At 71.1% G+C, this 15,337-nt stretch carries 15 protein-coding genes; 10 read left to right on the top strand and 5 right to left on the bottom strand.

All coding sequences use genetic code 11. From position 1 onward, the window contains the following. Positions 1-84: 84 nt before the first annotated feature. Together AC3RJ8_RS07140 and AC3RJ8_RS07135 are read left to right on the top strand one after the other, a co-directional pair. Positions 85-558 carry a DUF4265 domain-containing protein gene (locus tag AC3RJ8_RS07140; protein ID WP_489715211.1) on the top strand — a complete coding sequence of 158 codons (474 nt, stop codon included), beginning with the start codon at positions 85-87 and terminating at the stop codon, positions 556-558. A gap of 525 nt (positions 559-1,083) precedes the next feature. After that, positions 1,084-1,590 (top strand): hypothetical protein, encoded by a 507-nt coding sequence (locus AC3RJ8_RS07135; protein ID WP_489715210.1) that lies wholly within the window; start codon positions 1,084-1,086, stop codon positions 1,588-1,590. On the opposite strand, the gene AC3RJ8_RS07130 is transcribed toward AC3RJ8_RS07135, so the two are convergent. Together AC3RJ8_RS07130 and AC3RJ8_RS07125 are read right to left on the bottom strand one after the other, a co-directional pair. Next, positions 1,518-2,483, bottom strand: coding sequence for an IS481 family transposase (locus AC3RJ8_RS07130; protein ID WP_489712705.1), 966 nt, complete (start codon positions 2,481-2,483; stop codon positions 1,518-1,520). The two genes, AC3RJ8_RS07135 and AC3RJ8_RS07130, sit on opposite strands and share 73 nt — an antisense overlap. 117 nt (positions 2,484-2,600) lie before the next feature. After that, on the bottom strand, positions 2,601-3,050 hold the full coding sequence (locus AC3RJ8_RS07125; protein ID WP_489715209.1) for an AAA family ATPase: 450 nt from the start codon (positions 3,048-3,050) through the stop codon (positions 2,601-2,603). Between the two features lie 189 nt (positions 3,051-3,239). Between AC3RJ8_RS07125 and AC3RJ8_RS07120 the strand changes: the two genes are divergently transcribed. Further along, the gene (locus AC3RJ8_RS07120) at positions 3,240-4,109 is read left to right on the top strand and encodes a GyrI-like domain-containing protein (protein ID WP_489715208.1); all 870 of its coding nucleotides are present in this window, start codon (positions 3,240-3,242) and stop codon (positions 4,107-4,109) included. Between the two features lie 19 nt (positions 4,110-4,128). On the opposite strand, the gene map is transcribed toward AC3RJ8_RS07120, so the two are convergent. Continuing rightward, positions 4,129-4,911 carry a type I methionyl aminopeptidase gene (gene map / locus AC3RJ8_RS07115; protein WP_489715207.1) on the bottom strand — a complete coding sequence of 261 codons (783 nt, stop codon included), beginning with the start codon at positions 4,909-4,911 and terminating at the stop codon, positions 4,129-4,131. A gap of 66 nt (positions 4,912-4,977) precedes the next feature. On the opposite strand from map, the gene AC3RJ8_RS07110 reads away from it, so the two are divergent. From AC3RJ8_RS07110 to AC3RJ8_RS07085, 6 genes are read left to right on the top strand one after another with little or no spacing between them, the layout of a single operon-like run. Then, a complete protein-coding gene (locus AC3RJ8_RS07110; RefSeq protein ID WP_489715206.1) occupies positions 4,978-5,277 on the top strand; it encodes a helix-turn-helix domain-containing protein in 300 nt (99 codons plus the stop codon). 9 nt (positions 5,278-5,286) lie between these two features. Further along, complete coding sequence (locus AC3RJ8_RS07105) at positions 5,287-6,093, top strand: DUF429 domain-containing protein (RefSeq protein ID WP_489715205.1); 807 nt, start codon at positions 5,287-5,289, stop codon at positions 6,091-6,093. Positions 6,094-6,142: 49 nt separating this feature from the next. Next, positions 6,143-7,057, top strand: a complete 915-nt coding sequence (locus AC3RJ8_RS07100) for an ABC transporter ATP-binding protein (RefSeq protein WP_489715204.1) — start codon at positions 6,143-6,145, stop codon at positions 7,055-7,057. After that, on the top strand, positions 7,044-7,949 hold the full coding sequence (locus tag AC3RJ8_RS07095; protein ID WP_489715203.1) for an ABC transporter permease: 906 nt from the start codon (positions 7,044-7,046) through the stop codon (positions 7,947-7,949). The genes AC3RJ8_RS07100 and AC3RJ8_RS07095 overlap by 14 nt, the downstream gene beginning before the upstream one ends. Beyond that, the gene (locus AC3RJ8_RS07090) at positions 7,949-8,860 is read left to right on the top strand and encodes an ABC transporter ATP-binding protein (protein WP_489715202.1); all 912 of its coding nucleotides are present in this window, start codon (positions 7,949-7,951) and stop codon (positions 8,858-8,860) included. The genes AC3RJ8_RS07095 and AC3RJ8_RS07090 overlap by 1 nt, the downstream gene beginning before the upstream one ends. Before the next feature lie 8 nt (positions 8,861-8,868). Then, on the top strand, positions 8,869-9,582 hold the full coding sequence (locus tag AC3RJ8_RS07085) for an ABC transporter permease (protein ID WP_489715201.1): 714 nt from the start codon (positions 8,869-8,871) through the stop codon (positions 9,580-9,582). A gap of 190 nt (positions 9,583-9,772) precedes the next feature. On the opposite strand, the gene AC3RJ8_RS07080 is transcribed toward AC3RJ8_RS07085, so the two are convergent. Both AC3RJ8_RS07080 and AC3RJ8_RS07075 read right to left on the bottom strand, forming a co-directional pair. Further along, entirely contained in the window at positions 9,773-12,919 is a 3,147-nt protein-coding gene (locus AC3RJ8_RS07080) for a bifunctional [glutamine synthetase] adenylyltransferase/[glutamine synthetase]-adenylyl-L-tyrosine phosphorylase (RefSeq protein ID WP_489715200.1), read from the bottom strand. A gap of 43 nt (positions 12,920-12,962) precedes the next feature. Then, positions 12,963-14,300, bottom strand: coding sequence for a glutamine synthetase family protein (locus tag AC3RJ8_RS07075; RefSeq protein WP_489715199.1), 1,338 nt, complete (start codon positions 14,298-14,300; stop codon positions 12,963-12,965). 118 nt (positions 14,301-14,418) lie between these two features. Between AC3RJ8_RS07075 and panB the strand changes: the two genes are divergently transcribed. Next, positions 14,419-15,321, top strand: coding sequence for a 3-methyl-2-oxobutanoate hydroxymethyltransferase (gene panB / locus AC3RJ8_RS07070; RefSeq protein WP_489715198.1), 903 nt, complete (start codon positions 14,419-14,421; stop codon positions 15,319-15,321). Positions 15,322-15,337 lie beyond the last annotated feature (16 nt).

Raw genomic sequence — 15,337 nt, 5'->3', positions numbered from 1 at the left:
GTGCAGAAGCGTGTCGGACTGCCCGGTCGAGCCGCCGGCGGGAGTCGAGTGCCATCGACCTCGCAAGACGTGGAGACTTACCGGATGAGTGCAACAACGGAGAAGTTCTCAGTTCACGACAAGCCGGCCTGGCGCGAGCGCGCGAACTTCATCGTCCATGCCGTACTGCCCGAGCAAGGACGCTACGAACAGCTGTGGTGCCGCCAGGTCAGCGACGACACCTTCGAGGTGTGCTGCATCCCGTTCTTCCTGTATGACGTTGCATTGGGAGACCTGGTGCAGACGGCTCCGCAGGCGGAGCGTGAGTACGTCGTGGCAGGAGTGCTGCGCCGATCCGGTCGCTACGTGTTCCGTGTCTACTTCGCGGGCCCGATGCTGGGGCACAGAGAGAGTGTGGTGGATCAGCTGACCTCGATGGGAAGTCTCCTTGAGTGGTCGTCGGCGAGCTTGCTAGCCGTGGACGCGCGCGATGCCACGCATGCTCAGGAGATCGCCACCTATCTGACTGAGCGGGAGAGCCAGGGCCACCTCGTCTACGAGACCGGAAGAAGCGCCTGACGCTCGCGAGCTTGCCCGGCGAGACCATCAACAAGCCCGGCTGCCGCGGGGTTGGGCGGAACCCCGCTATCGCGACGCCGCCTGTCTACACCCTCATCTGCGTTGAGCCCCGTTACTGAGCGTATCCAGGTGGCCACGGCGCCAGGAGAACAGCGACCTGAACCTCTCCGCCAGCTACAACGTCAGCAACCCACCGTCGCACCTCGACTGGTGGGTCTACCCCGCGCTTTGACAGCTCGCCGTCCAGCGCCGCTCTTACTTCAGCGACAGGCCGACCGGCGTACATCGGCGCGAGCAGGTTTGCAGCGAGCTGCGTCTGCTTCACGCCTTCCGACACCATGCTCGTGACGCTACGCGCGACCATCACCGCTCACCACTGCGACGTATCGGTCAGTCGCCACGCAACTACGGTCGCTACGGCCATGGTTGCATCGTTCTGACAGATCAGCCGTCCGTTTGCGACATGTGCCCGGGGCGACGGTCATCGCAAGTATCAGGGCGCGCTGATCGAGCCTCTCGACACGTATGAGCACTGACACTGAGTACCTCGGCGACGTCTGGTGGAGCCGCGACTTCCCGGTCCTGAAGGAGGCGGTTCTGGACCTCGACGCGGGGAAGGGGCGCCACGAATGTGATGCGATCGCGGCCCGGGCGGGCGTGACGGGCGGTGACGCGCGCTCATCGTTCCTCGCGCTTGAGCGTCAGGGACTCGTCTCGCTACACAAGGCCGGCAGCAAGCCGGTCTTCGTGCGCGACGTCAGCGGACGGGCCTACGATCTCACCGGCGCACACCCGTCCCCCGAGGCTGCCACAGACAGACTCATCGCTGCGCTCGAAGCTCGGGTTGCCAACGCCACCCCAGAGGAGCGCCCGAAGCTGCAGAGCCTCCTGGCGAGCCTGGGCGGTATGAGTCGCGACGTGCTCGTGCGACTGGTCGGCGACGCGCTAGGTGTACCCGGTCATGAGGTTGGTGCCAGCCGACTGGTCGGGGGTAGGCCGTCGAGGGCTTGGTGGCGGCGTCGGGTGTTGTAGTACTCGATCCAGGGTGCCAGGGCTGCGGTGCGTTCGTCGTTCGAGGTGAAGACCTGCCGGTAGGCCCATTCGGTGGCCAGGGTGCGGTTGAGGCGTTCGACCTTGCCGTTCTGCCAGGGGCAGTGCGGCTTGATGAACTTCTGCCGGATGCCGTGGGCGGCGCAGATCTCGCGCAGGGACCAGCGGTAGGCCCAGGCGTTGTCGGTCATGAGGCGTTCGATCCGGGTGATGCCGTGGGCGGCGAAGTAGACGATCGCACGGTCCAGGAACGCGGCGCAGGTGGTGCCCTTCTCGTCGGTGAGGATCTCGGAGTAGGCCAGGCGGGAGTGGTCGTCCACGAGGGAGTGGACGTAGTCGTAGCCGGTCCCGTTCTTGCGGTCCCGGTTGTCCCCGGCGCCGCGCCCGTGGGCACGCCAGCCGCCACCGTCGGGGATGCGGCCGAGCTTCTTGACGTCCATGTGGACCAGCTCACCGGGTCGGTCTCGTTCGTAGCGCACGGCAGTCGTCTTCGAGGCGCGCAGGAGTTCGCCGGTCATCGGGTCCAGCAGCGCCAGGTGTGGCATGCCGTGACGGGCCAGGATCCTCGAGACGGTCCGGGCCGGCACCCCAAGCTCGGCCGCGATCTGGTCGCGCCCGCGCCGCTCGGCCCGGCGCATGGCGACGACCCTGGCCTCGACCTGACGTGGGGTCCTGGTCGGGCAGTGGTGCGGGCGCGAGGACCGGTCGGCCAGGCCGGCCTCGCCCTCGCCTGCGAACCGGTGCAACCAGTAGCGGACACACTTGCGCGAGACGCCCATCGCCGCAGCGATGTGGGCCTGCTTCCAGCCCCGGCGGCGACGCTCGACGATCAACATCCTGCCGCGAGCGGTCAGACGGGCATTAGCGTGGGACACGAGGACCTCCGGGTTGTGAAGACTTCAGACATCTCCACTAAGCCCGGAGGTCCTCCCTCTCGCCAACCGGAACTGGCACCAACCTCATGACCGGGTACAGCTAGGTGGACTGCTCCCCTAGGCGGACTCCCCCGCTGCGCTCGGCGGCATCACCTTGCCGAGCGTGTCGAGCAGCACCAGCCCGTTCGGGCAGATCTCGAGCCAGGTGTCGAGCATCGGCAGGATCTCCGCCGGTGTCGCGCTGGTGAAGTACTCGAAGCCGGCCGGGATCGGTTCGCCGTCGAGTAGCTGACGCGAGCGGGCCTGCATCCGGCGGTCGCCGTCCTCGAGGGCTGCGTACAGCACGGGGCGCTTCTCGACGTCGATGTGGCCGAGGGCGCGGCCGCCGCAGGCGACCGAGAGGCCGACGCCGAGCACGAACCAGGACTTGCCGAGCTTGGGCGGGCCGACGACGAGACCGAAGCCCTCGGCGCCGAGCCCGCGCACCGCCCACTGCATCGGTGGGAACACCTGTGCGTCGAGCCAGGCGCCGTTGCGGATACTGGCGAGCAGACCGTCAGTGGTCACCCATCCTCCAATGGTGGGTTCGGACCGGAGGGGCCCACACAGGTCACTGCGACGTCACCACGAAGGCCCCGCCACTGGCGGGGCCTTCGTCGTTCCGCAACGCCATACCGCGATGATCGAACCGGTCCGCGATGATCGGGCGCGGACGCCTCCCGTTCCCGGAGGCTGGTCCGCGGAAGGAGGTCCGACATGTTCGCAGCGCTGAACCACCTGATGGACGCCGTCGAGGAGGCGGCGGCAGAGCAGGTCGACGTCGCCGCGGTGGCGGCCGAGCACGGGACCACCGAGCACCACCTGCGACGGATGTTCTCGTCGCTGGCGGGCATGCCCGTCTCGGAGTACGTCCGCCGTCGGCGCATGACCGTCGCAGCGGCCGACGTGGCGGCGTCGTCCGACGACCTGCTGACGCTGGCCGTCCGGTACGGCTATGGCTCGACCGAGGCGTTCGGACGCGCGTTCCGCGCCGTCCACGGCCTCGGTCTCAGCGCGGCGCGGCGCGACGGGGGCCCCTTCCGCAGTCAACAGCAGCTCAGGTTCCGCCTGACCGTCAAAGGGAACAGACCCATGCACGTCCGCCTCACCGAACGGCCCGACGTCCGCCTCGTCGGACACGCCACCCGGGTGCCGCTCGTCCACGAGGGCGTCAACCCGCACATCCAAGAGCACGTCGCCGCGATCCCCGCGGAGGAGCACCTGCGACTCAAGGAGATGAGCAACACCTCCCCCGCCGGGATCCTGCAGGTCAGCGACGAGCTGGAGCAGGACAGCCCGGAGGGCACCGAGCTGACCTACCTGCACGGCGTCGCCGTCAGCGACGGCACGCCGGTCCCCGACGACCTGGACAGCATCGCCGTCCCCGCCGGGAGCTGGGCGGTGTTCACGACCCAGGGGCCGCACCCGCAGGCGCTGCAGGAGGCCTACGCGGCCACCGCGTCCGAGTGGTTCCCGTCGAACCCGTGGCGGCTGCGTCTCGGACCGTCGATCGTGGCGGTCCTCGAGCACGACGAGGACTTCACGACCGCCACCTGCGAGATCTGGCTGCCCGTGGAACGCGCCTGACCGAGCAACGCGGAGATCCTCACGGTGCCGACGGCGTCGGCACCGTGAGGATCTCGGCCCCGTCGTCGGTGATCGCGATGGTGTGCTCGCTGTGCGCGGTCCGGCAGCCGGTCGCGCTGCGCAGCGTCCAGCCGTCCGGGTCCGTGACGAGCTCGGAGGTGTCCTCCATGACCCACGGCTCGAGGGCCAGCAGCAGGCCCGGCCGCAGCCTGTACCCGCGGCCGGGCCGCCCGGTGTTCGCCACGTGCGGGTCCTGGTGCATCGTCGACCCGATCCCGTGGCCGCCGAACTCCGTGTTGATCGGGTACCCGGCCTCGGACAGCACGGTGCCGATGGCGTAGGAGATGTCACCGATGCGTGCCCCGGGCCGGGCCGCGGCGATACCCGCCGCCAGCGCACGTTCCGTCGTCTCGATCATCGCGACGCTCGCCGCGGGCGTCGAGCCACCGACGACGAAGCTGATCGCGGAGTCTGCGGCCACGCCGTCGAGGATGACGGCGAGGTCGAGCGTCAGGAGGTCGCCGTCACGGAGCGTCGCGTCGTGCGGTCGGCCGTGCAGCACGGCGTCGTTCACCGCGGTGCAGACGTAGTGACCGAACGGGCCACGCCCGAACGAGGGCTCGTAGTCGACGTAGCACGACGTCGCGCCTGCGTCGTCGATCATCGACCGCGCCCACCGGTCGATGTCCAGCAGGTTCGTCCCCACCACGCTCCGGCTCTTCAGCGACTGCAGGATGTCGGCCACCAGGGCTCCGGCGTCCTTCGCGCGGGCCAGCTCGGCAGGGTTCAGGATCTCGATCACGCAGGGCCTCTTCCACGATTGCAATAACTATCCCGGCCATACTATCCCGGTACTACAATCGGCAGCATGGTCAGGTTGCCGCTCACTGCTGAGGACGTCGAGCGTGGACGCCGCCTCGGCGCCCTGCTCCGTCGCGCCCGAGGAGACCGTTCGATGCTCCAGACCGCGTTGGACGCACGTGTCTCTCCGGAGACGCTCCGGAAGATCGAGACCGGTCGCGTCGCCACCCCGGCCTTTCCCACCATCGCAGCGATCGCCGACGTCCTCGACCTCTCCCTCGACGAGGTCTGGGCCGAGATGAACGCACCCGCGCTCGCCGCGCCGCCGTCCCGCGCTCCAGGCAGCCGCGAGCGCGTGGCGTCGTAGGACCTCACGATGCGGTCCGGCGGCATCGACCTCTCCACCGACCCCCGGAAGACCGGCGTCGCGACGATCGAGTGGCACGCCCACGGATCACGGTCGGAAGCGCGGCTGACGGAGCTCGCACTCGGAGCGGACGACGACGACCTCGTCACGCTGGTCGACCGCGCCGACAGGACCGGCATCGACTGCCCGCTGGGCTGGCCGACGGCGTTCGTCGACTTCGTCGTCGCGCACCGCGACGGCGGCCTCGACCTCGACGTCCCGCACAGCCGCGCCCCGCTCCTGCAGCGGGCGACGGACCGGCGCGTCGTCGAACACGTCGGCGTCAGGCCGCTGAGCGTCTCCGCCGAGCGGATCGGCGCCACCGCCATGCGGTGCGCGGCCGTGCTCGCTCGCCTGGTCCGCGCGGGTACGGCGGTCGACCGGACCGGAGGATCGGGCGCCGTCGTGGAGACGTACCCGGCGGCGGCACTGAAGATCTGGGGGCTGCCGTACCGGAGCTACAAGGGTGCCGAGCCGGCCAACGTCGCGGTGCGCGCCGACATCATCGACCAGGTCGAGACAAACATGCCGTGGCTCGACCTCGGCCAGCACACGGCGCTCTGCCATGAGTCCGACGACGCCCTGGACGCCGTCGTGTGCGCCGTCGTCGCGGGCCTCGTGCTGCTCGACCGCTGCGAGCCCGTGCCACCCGACGCCGTCCAGGACGGCTCGCACCGAGGGGTGGATCGCGCTCCCGCCGGCCAGTCTGTCGGACGACCCGCCGCTCATCCCTTCGGCTCGGCGCCGTCAGGGTTCACCCTGAGAATTCCCTGGTAAGCGCCCGACGGGCTATCCGCGGTCGTCCCGCGTCGCTAGCGTGAGGCGCGTGCCAGTCATCTCCACGGAACGACTCACCAAGAGGTACCCCCGGGTCACCGCGCTCGACGCGCTGACCATCGACATCGGCGACGGCGTGACGGGTCTGGTCGGCGCCAACGGCGCGGGCAAGTCGACGCTGCTCAAGATCTTGCTGGGCCTGACCGCACCGACGTCGGGATCCGCCACCGTGCTGGGGCACGACATCGCCGCCGACGGGCTCGCCCTGCGCAGCCGCGTCGGGTACATGCCCGAGCACGACTGCCTGCCCGGCGACATGTCGGCGACCGAGCTGGTCGTCCACCTGGCCCGCATGTCCGGGCTGCCGACGTCGGCCGCCCGCGAGCGCGCCGCCGACACGCTGCGCCACGTGGGTCTCTACGAGGAGCGCTATCGCCCGATCGGCGGCTACTCCACCGGCATGAAGCAGCGGGTCAAGCTCGCGCAGGCCCTGGTGCACGACCCGGACGTGGTGTTCCTCGACGAGCCGACCAACGGACTGGACCCGGCCGGACGCGATGAGATGCTCTCGCTGGTGCGGCGCATCCACACCGACTTCGGGATCTCCGTGCTGGTGACGTCCCACCTGCTCGGCGAGCTGGAGCGCATCTGCGACGGCGTCGTGATCGTCGACGGCGGCACGCTCCTGCGCTCGTCGACGGTCGCCGACTTCACACGGTCCAGCGCCCAGCTCGCCCTGGAGGTGCTCGCCGACCCCGACGACGCCGCGACGGCGCTGACGGCCGCGGGCCTCCGGGTGGTGCGGGACGGACCGTTGCTGCTGGTCGAGCTCGAGGGCGACGAGACGTACGACAGGGTGCGTGACACGGTCGCGAACCATGGGCTCGGCCTGGTGCGGCTGGAGCCGCGCCGCCACCACATCGCCGAGGTGTTCGACGAGGAGGCCACCGATGTCGCGCGCTGACAGCGCGCCGGCAGGCGTCATCCACAACATCGGCTATCGCGGGTACGACGGCGAACGCCTCACCCGGCGCGGAATCACGCTCGGGCTCTACGCCCACAGCCTGCGCGGTGCCTTCGGGCTGGGGCGAGCCGCCCGGTCCAAGGTGGTGCCCATGGGCATGGTCGTCGTCGTGCTGCTGCCGGCGATCGTGCTCGCCGTCGTCGCCGTGGTGGGCGAGCAGATGGGGCAGCTCACCGGCCCGGTCCTGCCGTACACCCGCTACGCGATGGTGCTCCAGGCCGCGTTGGCGATCTTCGTCGCGGTGGCGGCACCCCAGGCTGTCTCCCTCGACCTCCGCTTCCACTCGTTGTCGCTCTACCTCGCCCGGCCTCTGGAGCGGGTCGACTACGTGCGGGCCAAGCTCGCCGCACTGACCACCGCCGTCTTCCTGCTGCTCGCCGCTCCCCTGCTGGTGCTGTACCTCGGCTCGCTCGCCGCCGGGTTCGACGCCGGGCGCGAGACGGCGGACGTCGCCCAGGCTCTGCTCGGTGCGGTGCTGTTCGCCGCCGTCCTGTCCAGCATCTCTCTGCTGATCGCGTCGCTCACCTCACGGCGTGGCTTCGGGATCGCCGGGATCGTCACCGTGCTGGTACTCAGCTACTCGATCGTCTCCAGCATGCAGGGGGTGGTGGCCTTCGAGGCCGACGACCCCGTCACGGCCGGATGGATCGGTCTCTTCTCGCCCATGACGCTGGTGGACGGTGTGCAGGTGTGGGCGTTCGGCGTCTCGAGCTCGACGCCCGCCGGACCGACCGGCGACCTCGCCGGCCCCGTGTTCCTCCTGGTGTCCCTGGCCGTCGTCGCCTTGGCCTACGTGGCCCTGAACCGTCGCTACCGGAAGGTGAAGGTCTGATGGCCACGCTCAGGATCGAGGAGTGCTCGCGCTGGTTCGGCAACGTCGTCGCGGTCAACGACGTCTCGATGTCGATCGGCCCGGGGATCACCGGACTGCTCGGGCCGAACGGCGCCGGGAAGTCCACGCTGATCAACATGCTCGCGGGCTTCCTGCCACCGTCGGCAGGTTCCGTGACGCTGGACGGCGCGTCGACCTGGAAGAACCCGGAGGCCTACCGCGTGCTCGGCATCGTCACCGAGCGGGAGGCCACCTACGACTACCTCACGGGGCGCCAGCTGGTGGTCGCGAGCGCCGAGCTGCACGGCCTGGCCGACGCCGGCGCCGCCGCGCAGCGGGCGCTGGCCACCGTCGCCATGCAGGACGCCCAGGACCGCAAGGTCGGCGAGTACTCCAAGGGCATGAAGCAGCGGGTCAAGATGGCCTCCGCCCTGGTGCACGACCCGACGGTGCTGCTCCTGGACGAGCCCTTCAACGGCATGGACCCGCGTCAGCGCCTGCACCTGATCGAGCTGCTGCGGCGCATGGGGGCCGAGGGCCGCACCGTGCTGTTCAGCTCGCACATCCTCGAGGAGGTCGAACAGCTCGCGCACCAGATCGAGGTGGTCGTCGCCGGCCGGTACGCGGCGTCGGGCGACTACCGCGAGATCCGGCGGCTGATGACCGACCGCCCGCACCAGTACACCATCGTCTCGAGCGACGACCGCGTGCTCGCCTCGGCCCTCGTGGCCGACCCCTCGACGGCGGGAGTCAGCCTCGAGGACGGCGTCTTGCGTGTCCAGGCCCGAGAGTTCCTGCGCTTCGCGGAGCTGCTCCCGCGGGTCGCCCGGGACACCGGCGTCCGCCTGTTCGAGGTCTCTCCCGCCGACGAGTCGCTCGAGAGCGTCTTCTCCTACCTGGTCGCCACCTAGGAGCCACCGTGAACCGCACCATCATCCGACTCACCGCCCAGGGGATGCTCGGCGGTCGCCGCCTGTGGCTGCTCGGCGCCCTGGCCCTGCTGATCCTCGTCATCGCGGTCGCGACCAGGCTGCTCGCCCCGGGCTCGCCGGCCGACGGCGCGACCGTCCTGCGGACCATCGTCTTCTCGACGTTCCTGCCGCTGTTCGGCCTCATCGTCGGCACCGGGGCCATCGCCCCCGAGATCGACGACGGCTCGATCGTGCACCTGCTCGCCAAGCCGGTCTCCCGGCACACCATCGTGCAGAGCAAGCTCGTGGTGTCGGTCGGCGCCGTGGTCGCACTGGCCGTGGTCCCGACGATGATCGCCGCCGTGATCCTGGGCACCGAGGTGCAGACGGTGTTCGCGTTCGGGGTCGGGGCGCTGGCCGCCGGCGCCGTCTACACCGTGCTGTTCATGCTCCTGACCATCGTCACGCGGCACGCCGTCATCATCGGCCTCATCTACGCGCTGGTCTGGGAGAGTCTCGTCGGCAGCTTCGTCCCGGGCGCCCGGAACCTCAGCATCCAGCAGTGGGCGCTGTCGGTGACGGAGGCGATCGCCCCGGCCGGCGTCGTGGCCTCCGACGTCGGCCTCGGCTTGGCGTGCGCCCTCATCGTGGTCGGCATCGTCGTGGGCACCTGGTACGCGGGCAGCCGGCTCAACAGCCTCACCCTCGCCTCGGAGGACTGACGCGGAGCGCAGCGTAGGGTGCGGGCCGAGGAACGAGGGACGCGCCCGCAGCGCAGCGCAGCACCAGTCCGACCACCAGGCTCGGAGGACTGACGCGGAGCGCAGCGTAGGGTGCGGGCCGAGGAACGAGGGACGCGCCCGCAGCGCAGCGCAGCACCAGTCCCCGCCCACGGAACCGGAGGACTGAGCCTCAGTCCTCGCCGTAGACGACGCGCTCCATGACGGTCCGTGCTCTGCGGGACGTGCGCAGGTAGAGCTCCTCGAGCTCGCCGCCGGTGCCGACGTCGCCGAGGAGGTTCGCCAGCCCGGACAGCGCCCACGCGTCGGCGGGCAGCACGTCGCCACGAGGCCCGCCGACCTTGCCGGACCAGAGCACCAGCGCGGACCGCAGGCGCGAGGCGAGCATCCACGCCTCGCGCAGCCACTCGGCGTCCAACGGGTCGAGCAGGCCGGCCGACTCCGCGGCATCGAGGGCCGAGACCGTCTCGGTCACCCGCAGGCCGGGCACCTCGTGGGCGTGCTGGAGCTGCAGGAGCTGCGCGGCCCACTCCACGTCGGAGACGCCTCCCCGGCCGAGCTTGAGGTGGCGTGTCGGGTCCGCGCCCCGTGGGAGCCGTTCGGACTCCACCCGGGCCTTGATGCGGCGCACCTCGCGCAGGGCGGCCTCCGGGAGCCCACCGGCCGGGTAGCGGTACCGGTCGACGAGGGTCGCGAAGCGGCCGGCCAGCTCGGCGTCCCCGCCGAGGGCGCCGGCGAGCGGGCGCGCGCGCAGCAGGGCCTGCTGCTCCCAGACGTCGATCCACCGCTCGTAGTACTCCACGTAGGAGTCGAAGGTGCGCACGAGCGCGCCCTGACGTCCCTCCGGGCGCAGGTCCGCGTCCACGGGCAGGTTCGGTTCGGGTCCGACGGCGGAGAGCATCTTCTGCAGGGTGCGCGCCGTGCGCAGCGCGAAGTCCTTCGCCTGCGCGGCGTCGGCACCGGGCACCGGGTCGTGGACGAACATCACGTCCGCGTCGGAGCCGTAGCCCATCTCCCGGCTGCCGATCCGCCCCATCGCGACCACGAGCATCCTCGTCGGGTTGGCCGCCGCGTCGGTGCCGAGCCCCATCTCGGTACGGGTGGCGTACTCGGCGACGCGAAGCCCGCCGAGGAGGACCATGTCCGCCGCGTCGGAGATCGCCGCCTGGGCACGGACGGGGTCGAGCACCCCGAGCACCTCGCCCGCGCCGGTGCGCGCCAGCTCGCGGCGACGCAGGGCACGGAGCTTCGTCGCGGCGGGGCCGGGGTCGTCCACCCGGGTGAGCACGGCGTCGGCCTCCGCGGCGAGCCGCTGCGGTCCGCGGGGCTCGAGGCGTGAGGTGTCGGCGAGCCACTGCACCGATTCCGGGGACCGCGCCAGGGCGTCGGCCAGGTAGCGGGACGACGCCAGCAGGTGGGCGAGGTGGTAGGCGGCGTTCCCGGAGTCCCGCAGCAGCCGCAGGTACCAGGGCGTGGCACCGAGGGTCTCGGACAGCTTGCGGAAGGCGAGCAGCCCGGCGTCAGGGTCCGCCCCCTCGGCGAACCAGCCGAGCATCACCGGCAACAGCTGGCGCTGCAACGCCGCGCGTCGCGAGGTGCCCTCGGTGAGCGCCACGACGTGGCGTATGGCGCCGTCGGGGTCTCGGTACCCGACCGCCGCGAACCGCGCCCGCGCGGCGTCCGGGGCGAGCGAGAGTTCGTCGTCGGAGAGCTGCGCCCACGCGGGCAGCAGGGGTCGGTAGAAGACGGCCTCGTGCAACGCGCGGACCTCGCGGCGGGTGTCGCGCCAGCGTCGCAGGAGGTCGTCGGCCCCCTGGCCTCGCATGCCGAGCGACCGGGCCAGCCGGCGCAGGTCCTCCTCCGACGTCGGCAGGAGGTGCGTGCGGCGCAGCCGGAAGAGCTGGACCCGGTGCTCGAGGGAACGCAGGAACCGGTAGCACTCCCCCATCCGCGCGGCGTGCTCACGTCCCACGAAGCCCGCGTGCGCGAGCGCGTCGAGCGCGGCGAAGGTGTTGGCCGCGTGGATCGACTCGGTGGTGCGGCCGTGCACGAGCTGGAGCAGCTGCACCGTGAACTCGACGTCCCGCAGGCCGCCCTTGCCGAGCTTGATCTGGCGGTCGACCTCCGCGACGGGCACGTGCTCCTCGACGCGTCGACGCATCGCCTGGGCGTCCTCGACGAAGTGGTCGCGGTTGACCGCCGCCCACACGAACGGGTCGACGGCGTCGCGGTAGGCGGCACCGAGCTCGGCGTCGCCCGCGACGTGCCGCGCCTTGAGCAGCGCCTGGAACTCCCAGGTCGCCGCCCAGCGCTCGTAGTAGGCGACGTGGCTCTCGAGCGAGCGCACGAGCGGCCCCTGCTTCCCCTCGGGACGCAGCGCGGCGTCGACCTCCCACAGGGAGGGCTCGATCGAGGTGCCGCCGCAGACCTTCTGCAGCCGTGACGCGAGCTGCGTCCCGATTCGCATGGCCTCCGACTCCTCCATCACCGGTCGCCCGTCCGGCGTCGTGGCTGGTTCGCAGACGTAGACGACGTCGACGTCGGAGACGTAGTTGAGCTCGCGGCCGCCCGTCTTGCCCATCCCGACGACGGCGAGCCGGACGCCGGCACCGTGGTCGGGCACCTGGGAGCGGGCCACGGCGAGCGCTCCTTCCAGCGCCGCCGCGGCGAGGTCGGACAGGGCGGCGGCGACGGTGGGCAGCACGGCCAGCGGGTCACCGGCGGTGAGGTCGGTGGCCGCGATCCTCAGCAGCCGTGCCCGGTAGGCGCGGCGCAGCGTGTCCGTGGAGGTGGTGGCCTGCGCGTCCGGCCAGGACGGCGGCCCGTCCGACGCCGGTTCGGGGTCGGGAGCGGCGACCGGGACCTCGGCGGACGGGTCGGCACCGACGGCACGCAGGAGCTCTGCGCGCACCGCGGCCGGGTCGGTACCGATGCCGGAGTCCTCGTCGGCGAGGACGCCGAGCAGCTCCGGGCGGCGGATGATCTCGTCGCCGAGCGCCGACGACGCGCCGAGTACCGCCAGGAGTCGGGCCCGGGCTCGGCTCTCCGGCCCGGACTCCCCGGCGGCGAGCAGCTCTCCCAGGTCGTCGCCGACGCCGGGGGCACCGACGAGACGGACGAGCTGGAGGAGCGCCAGGTCGGGGTCCGCGGTGGCCCCGAGCGCCCTCAGGAGCACGTCGCCGCCGTCGTCCCCCAGACATGCCTGCAACGACTCGTCGGCCCAGAGGTCCGCCGACCGGCCGAGGTCGGCGAAGCCGGCTCGCAGGAGTCGTCGGGTGGGGGTGTCGCGTCTACCGGTGCCGGACGTCGTCGAGCTCACGACACGACCCTACCGACCGTGCGGCACCGGCGGACGAGGCCTCTCAGAGGAACTGCAGCGACGTGCGCAGCTCGTAGGGGGTGACCTGCGCACGGTAGGCGTCCCACTCGGTGCGCTTGTTGCGCAGCACGTAGTCGAAGACGTGCTCGCCGAGCGTCTCGGCGACGAGCTCGGAGGACTCCATGAGCTCGATCGCCTCGTCGAGCGAGTCGGGCAGCGGCGCGATGCCGAGCGCCCGCCGCTCGGAGCCGGTCAGCTCCCACACGTCGTCCTCGGTTGCCTCGGGGAGCTCGTAGCCCTCCTCGATGCCCTTGAGCCCGGCGGCGAGCAGCACGGCGAAGGCGAGGTAGGGGTTCGCGGCCGAGTCCAGCGCACGGTACTCGACCCGCGAGGAGTTGCCCTTGCCCGGCTTGTACATCGGGACGCGCACCAGGGCGGACCGGTTGTTGTGACCCCAGCAGATGTAGCTGGGCGCCTCCGCACCGCCCCAGAGCCGCTTGTACGAGTTCACGTGCTGGTTCGTCACCGCGGTGATCTCACCGGCGTGGACGAGCAGGCCGGCGATGAACTGGCGGCCCGTCTTGGACAGCTCGAACTGCGCACCGGGCTCGTGGAAGGCGTTGTGGTCCTCCTCGAACAGCGACATGTGGGTGTGCATGCCCGAGCCCGGCTTGTCGGCGAGCGGCTTCGGCATGAAGGAGGCGAAGACCCCCTGCTCGAGCGCCACCTCCTTGACCACCGTGCGGAACGTCATGAGGTTGTCGGCCGTGGTGAGCGCGTCGGCGTACCGCAGGTCGATCTCGTTCTGGCCCGGTCCCGCCTCGTGGTGGGAGAACTCCACCGAGATGCCCATCGACTCGAGCATCGTGATCGCGGCGCGCCGGAAGTCGTGCGTGCTGCCGCGGGCGAGGTGGTCGAAGTAGCCGCCGTCGTCGACGGGGACGAGCGGCTGCTCGCTCGAGGACATCTGGTTGAAGAGGTAGAACTCCACCTCGGGGTGGGTGTAGAAGGTGAAGCCCTTGTCGCTGGCCTTGGCGAGCTGGCGCTTGAGGACGTTGCGGGAGTCCGCCAGGGAGGGCTCGCCCTCCGGCGTGAGGATGTCGCAGAACATCCGCCCCGTGCCGTGCCGCTCCCCGCGCCAGGGAAGTACCTGGAACGTCGTCGGGTCGGGCTTGGCGATCATGTCCGCCTCGTAGACCCGCGTCAGTCCCTCGATCGAGCTGCCGTCGAACCCGATGCCCTCGATGAAGGCCTGCTCGAGCTCCGCCGGGGCGACCGCGACGGACTTGAGCACCCCCAGCACGTCGGTGAACCAGAGACGGATGAAGCGGATGTCGCGCTCCTCGACCGTGCGGAGCACGAACTCCTGCTGCCTGTCCATGACCCCATCCTGCCCGATACCTGTTGCCCGTGGATGACGAACCGTTCCGGCGCCGTCGACCAGGGAGGACGAGATCGCGAGACGAGGTCCCACCCGGCTGTCGCCTACGCTATCGACCATGGCAACCACGAGCCAGAATCCTGCGCCCCAGAGCCCCTCCGGACCGGATGTGAGGTCCGTCACCCCGCAGGGCGAGGACGTCCCCGGCATCGCGCACGGCGCCCGCCGCGTGCGGGTCCACCACCTGCAGCAGGCCAAGGAGCGCGGCGAGCGGATCACGATGCTGACCGCCTACGACGCGCCCACCGCGGCGCTCCTCGACGCTGCGGGGATCGACACGCTGCTCGTCGGCGACTCGATCGGCAACACGATGCTGGGGCACGCCACGACGCTCCCGGTCACGCTGGACGACATGGTGCGCGCCGGACGCGCGGTCGCCTCGGCGACGCGGCACGCGTTCGTCGTCGTCGACCTGCCGTTCGGCACCTACGAGGCCGGGCCCGAGCAGGCGCTCGCGTCGGCCGTCCGCGTGATGAAGGAGACCGGCGCGTCGGCCGTGAAGCTGGAGGGCGGCCGGCGGGCGGCCGCCCAGATCCGGGCGATCTCGGAGGCCGGGATCCCCGTCGTCGGGCACCTCGGCTACACCCCGCAGTCGGAGAACGCGCTCGGCGGCCCGCGGGTCCAGGGCCGGGGCGACGACGCCGCCGAGGAACTCAGCCAGGACGCTCTGGCCGTCCAGGAGGCCGGGGCAGTCGCGGTCGTGCTGGAGATGGTGCCGGTGGAGGTCGCCGAGCGCATCACCGAGTTCCTGCAGATCCCGACGATCGGGATCGGCGCCGGGCCGCACGTCGACGGCCAGGTGCTGGTGTGGACGGACATGGCGGGGATGACGGACTGGTCACCCCGATTCGCCCGCCGCTACGCCGAGCTGGGCCGCGCGCTGCAGCAGGCGGCCGCGGACTTCGCCGGCGAGGTGCGTTCGGGCGCGTTCCCCTCGACGGAGCACTCCTTCCAGCAGTAGCCGGGCCCCGGCCGGC

This window comes from Isoptericola sp. MSGPD8_1_ISO-PGPR-S23-394 (assembly GCF_058072785.1).
This window is presented reverse-complemented; position numbering and strand designations above follow the sequence as displayed.

Coding starts and splice junctions, on each gene's coding strand:
- AC3RJ8_RS07140 (WP_489715211.1), top strand. CDS start 85: ATGAGTGCAACAACGGAGAAGTTCTCAGTTCACGACAAGCCGGCCTGG.
- AC3RJ8_RS07135 (WP_489715210.1), top strand. CDS start 1,084: ATGAGCACTGACACTGAGTACCTCGGCGACGTCTGGTGGAGCCGCGAC.
- AC3RJ8_RS07120 (WP_489715208.1), top strand. CDS start 3,240: ATGTTCGCAGCGCTGAACCACCTGATGGACGCCGTCGAGGAGGCGGCG.
- AC3RJ8_RS07110 (WP_489715206.1), top strand. CDS start 4,978: ATGGTCAGGTTGCCGCTCACTGCTGAGGACGTCGAGCGTGGACGCCGC.
- AC3RJ8_RS07105 (WP_489715205.1), top strand. CDS start 5,287: ATGCGGTCCGGCGGCATCGACCTCTCCACCGACCCCCGGAAGACCGGC.
- AC3RJ8_RS07095 (WP_489715203.1), top strand. CDS start 7,044: ATGTCGCGCGCTGACAGCGCGCCGGCAGGCGTCATCCACAACATCGGC.
- AC3RJ8_RS07090 (WP_489715202.1), top strand. CDS start 7,949: ATGGCCACGCTCAGGATCGAGGAGTGCTCGCGCTGGTTCGGCAACGTC.
- AC3RJ8_RS07075 (WP_489715199.1), bottom strand. CDS start 14,300: ATGGACAGGCAGCAGGAGTTCGTGCTCCGCACGGTCGAGGAGCGCGAC.
- panB (WP_489715198.1), top strand. CDS start 14,419: ATGGCAACCACGAGCCAGAATCCTGCGCCCCAGAGCCCCTCCGGACCG.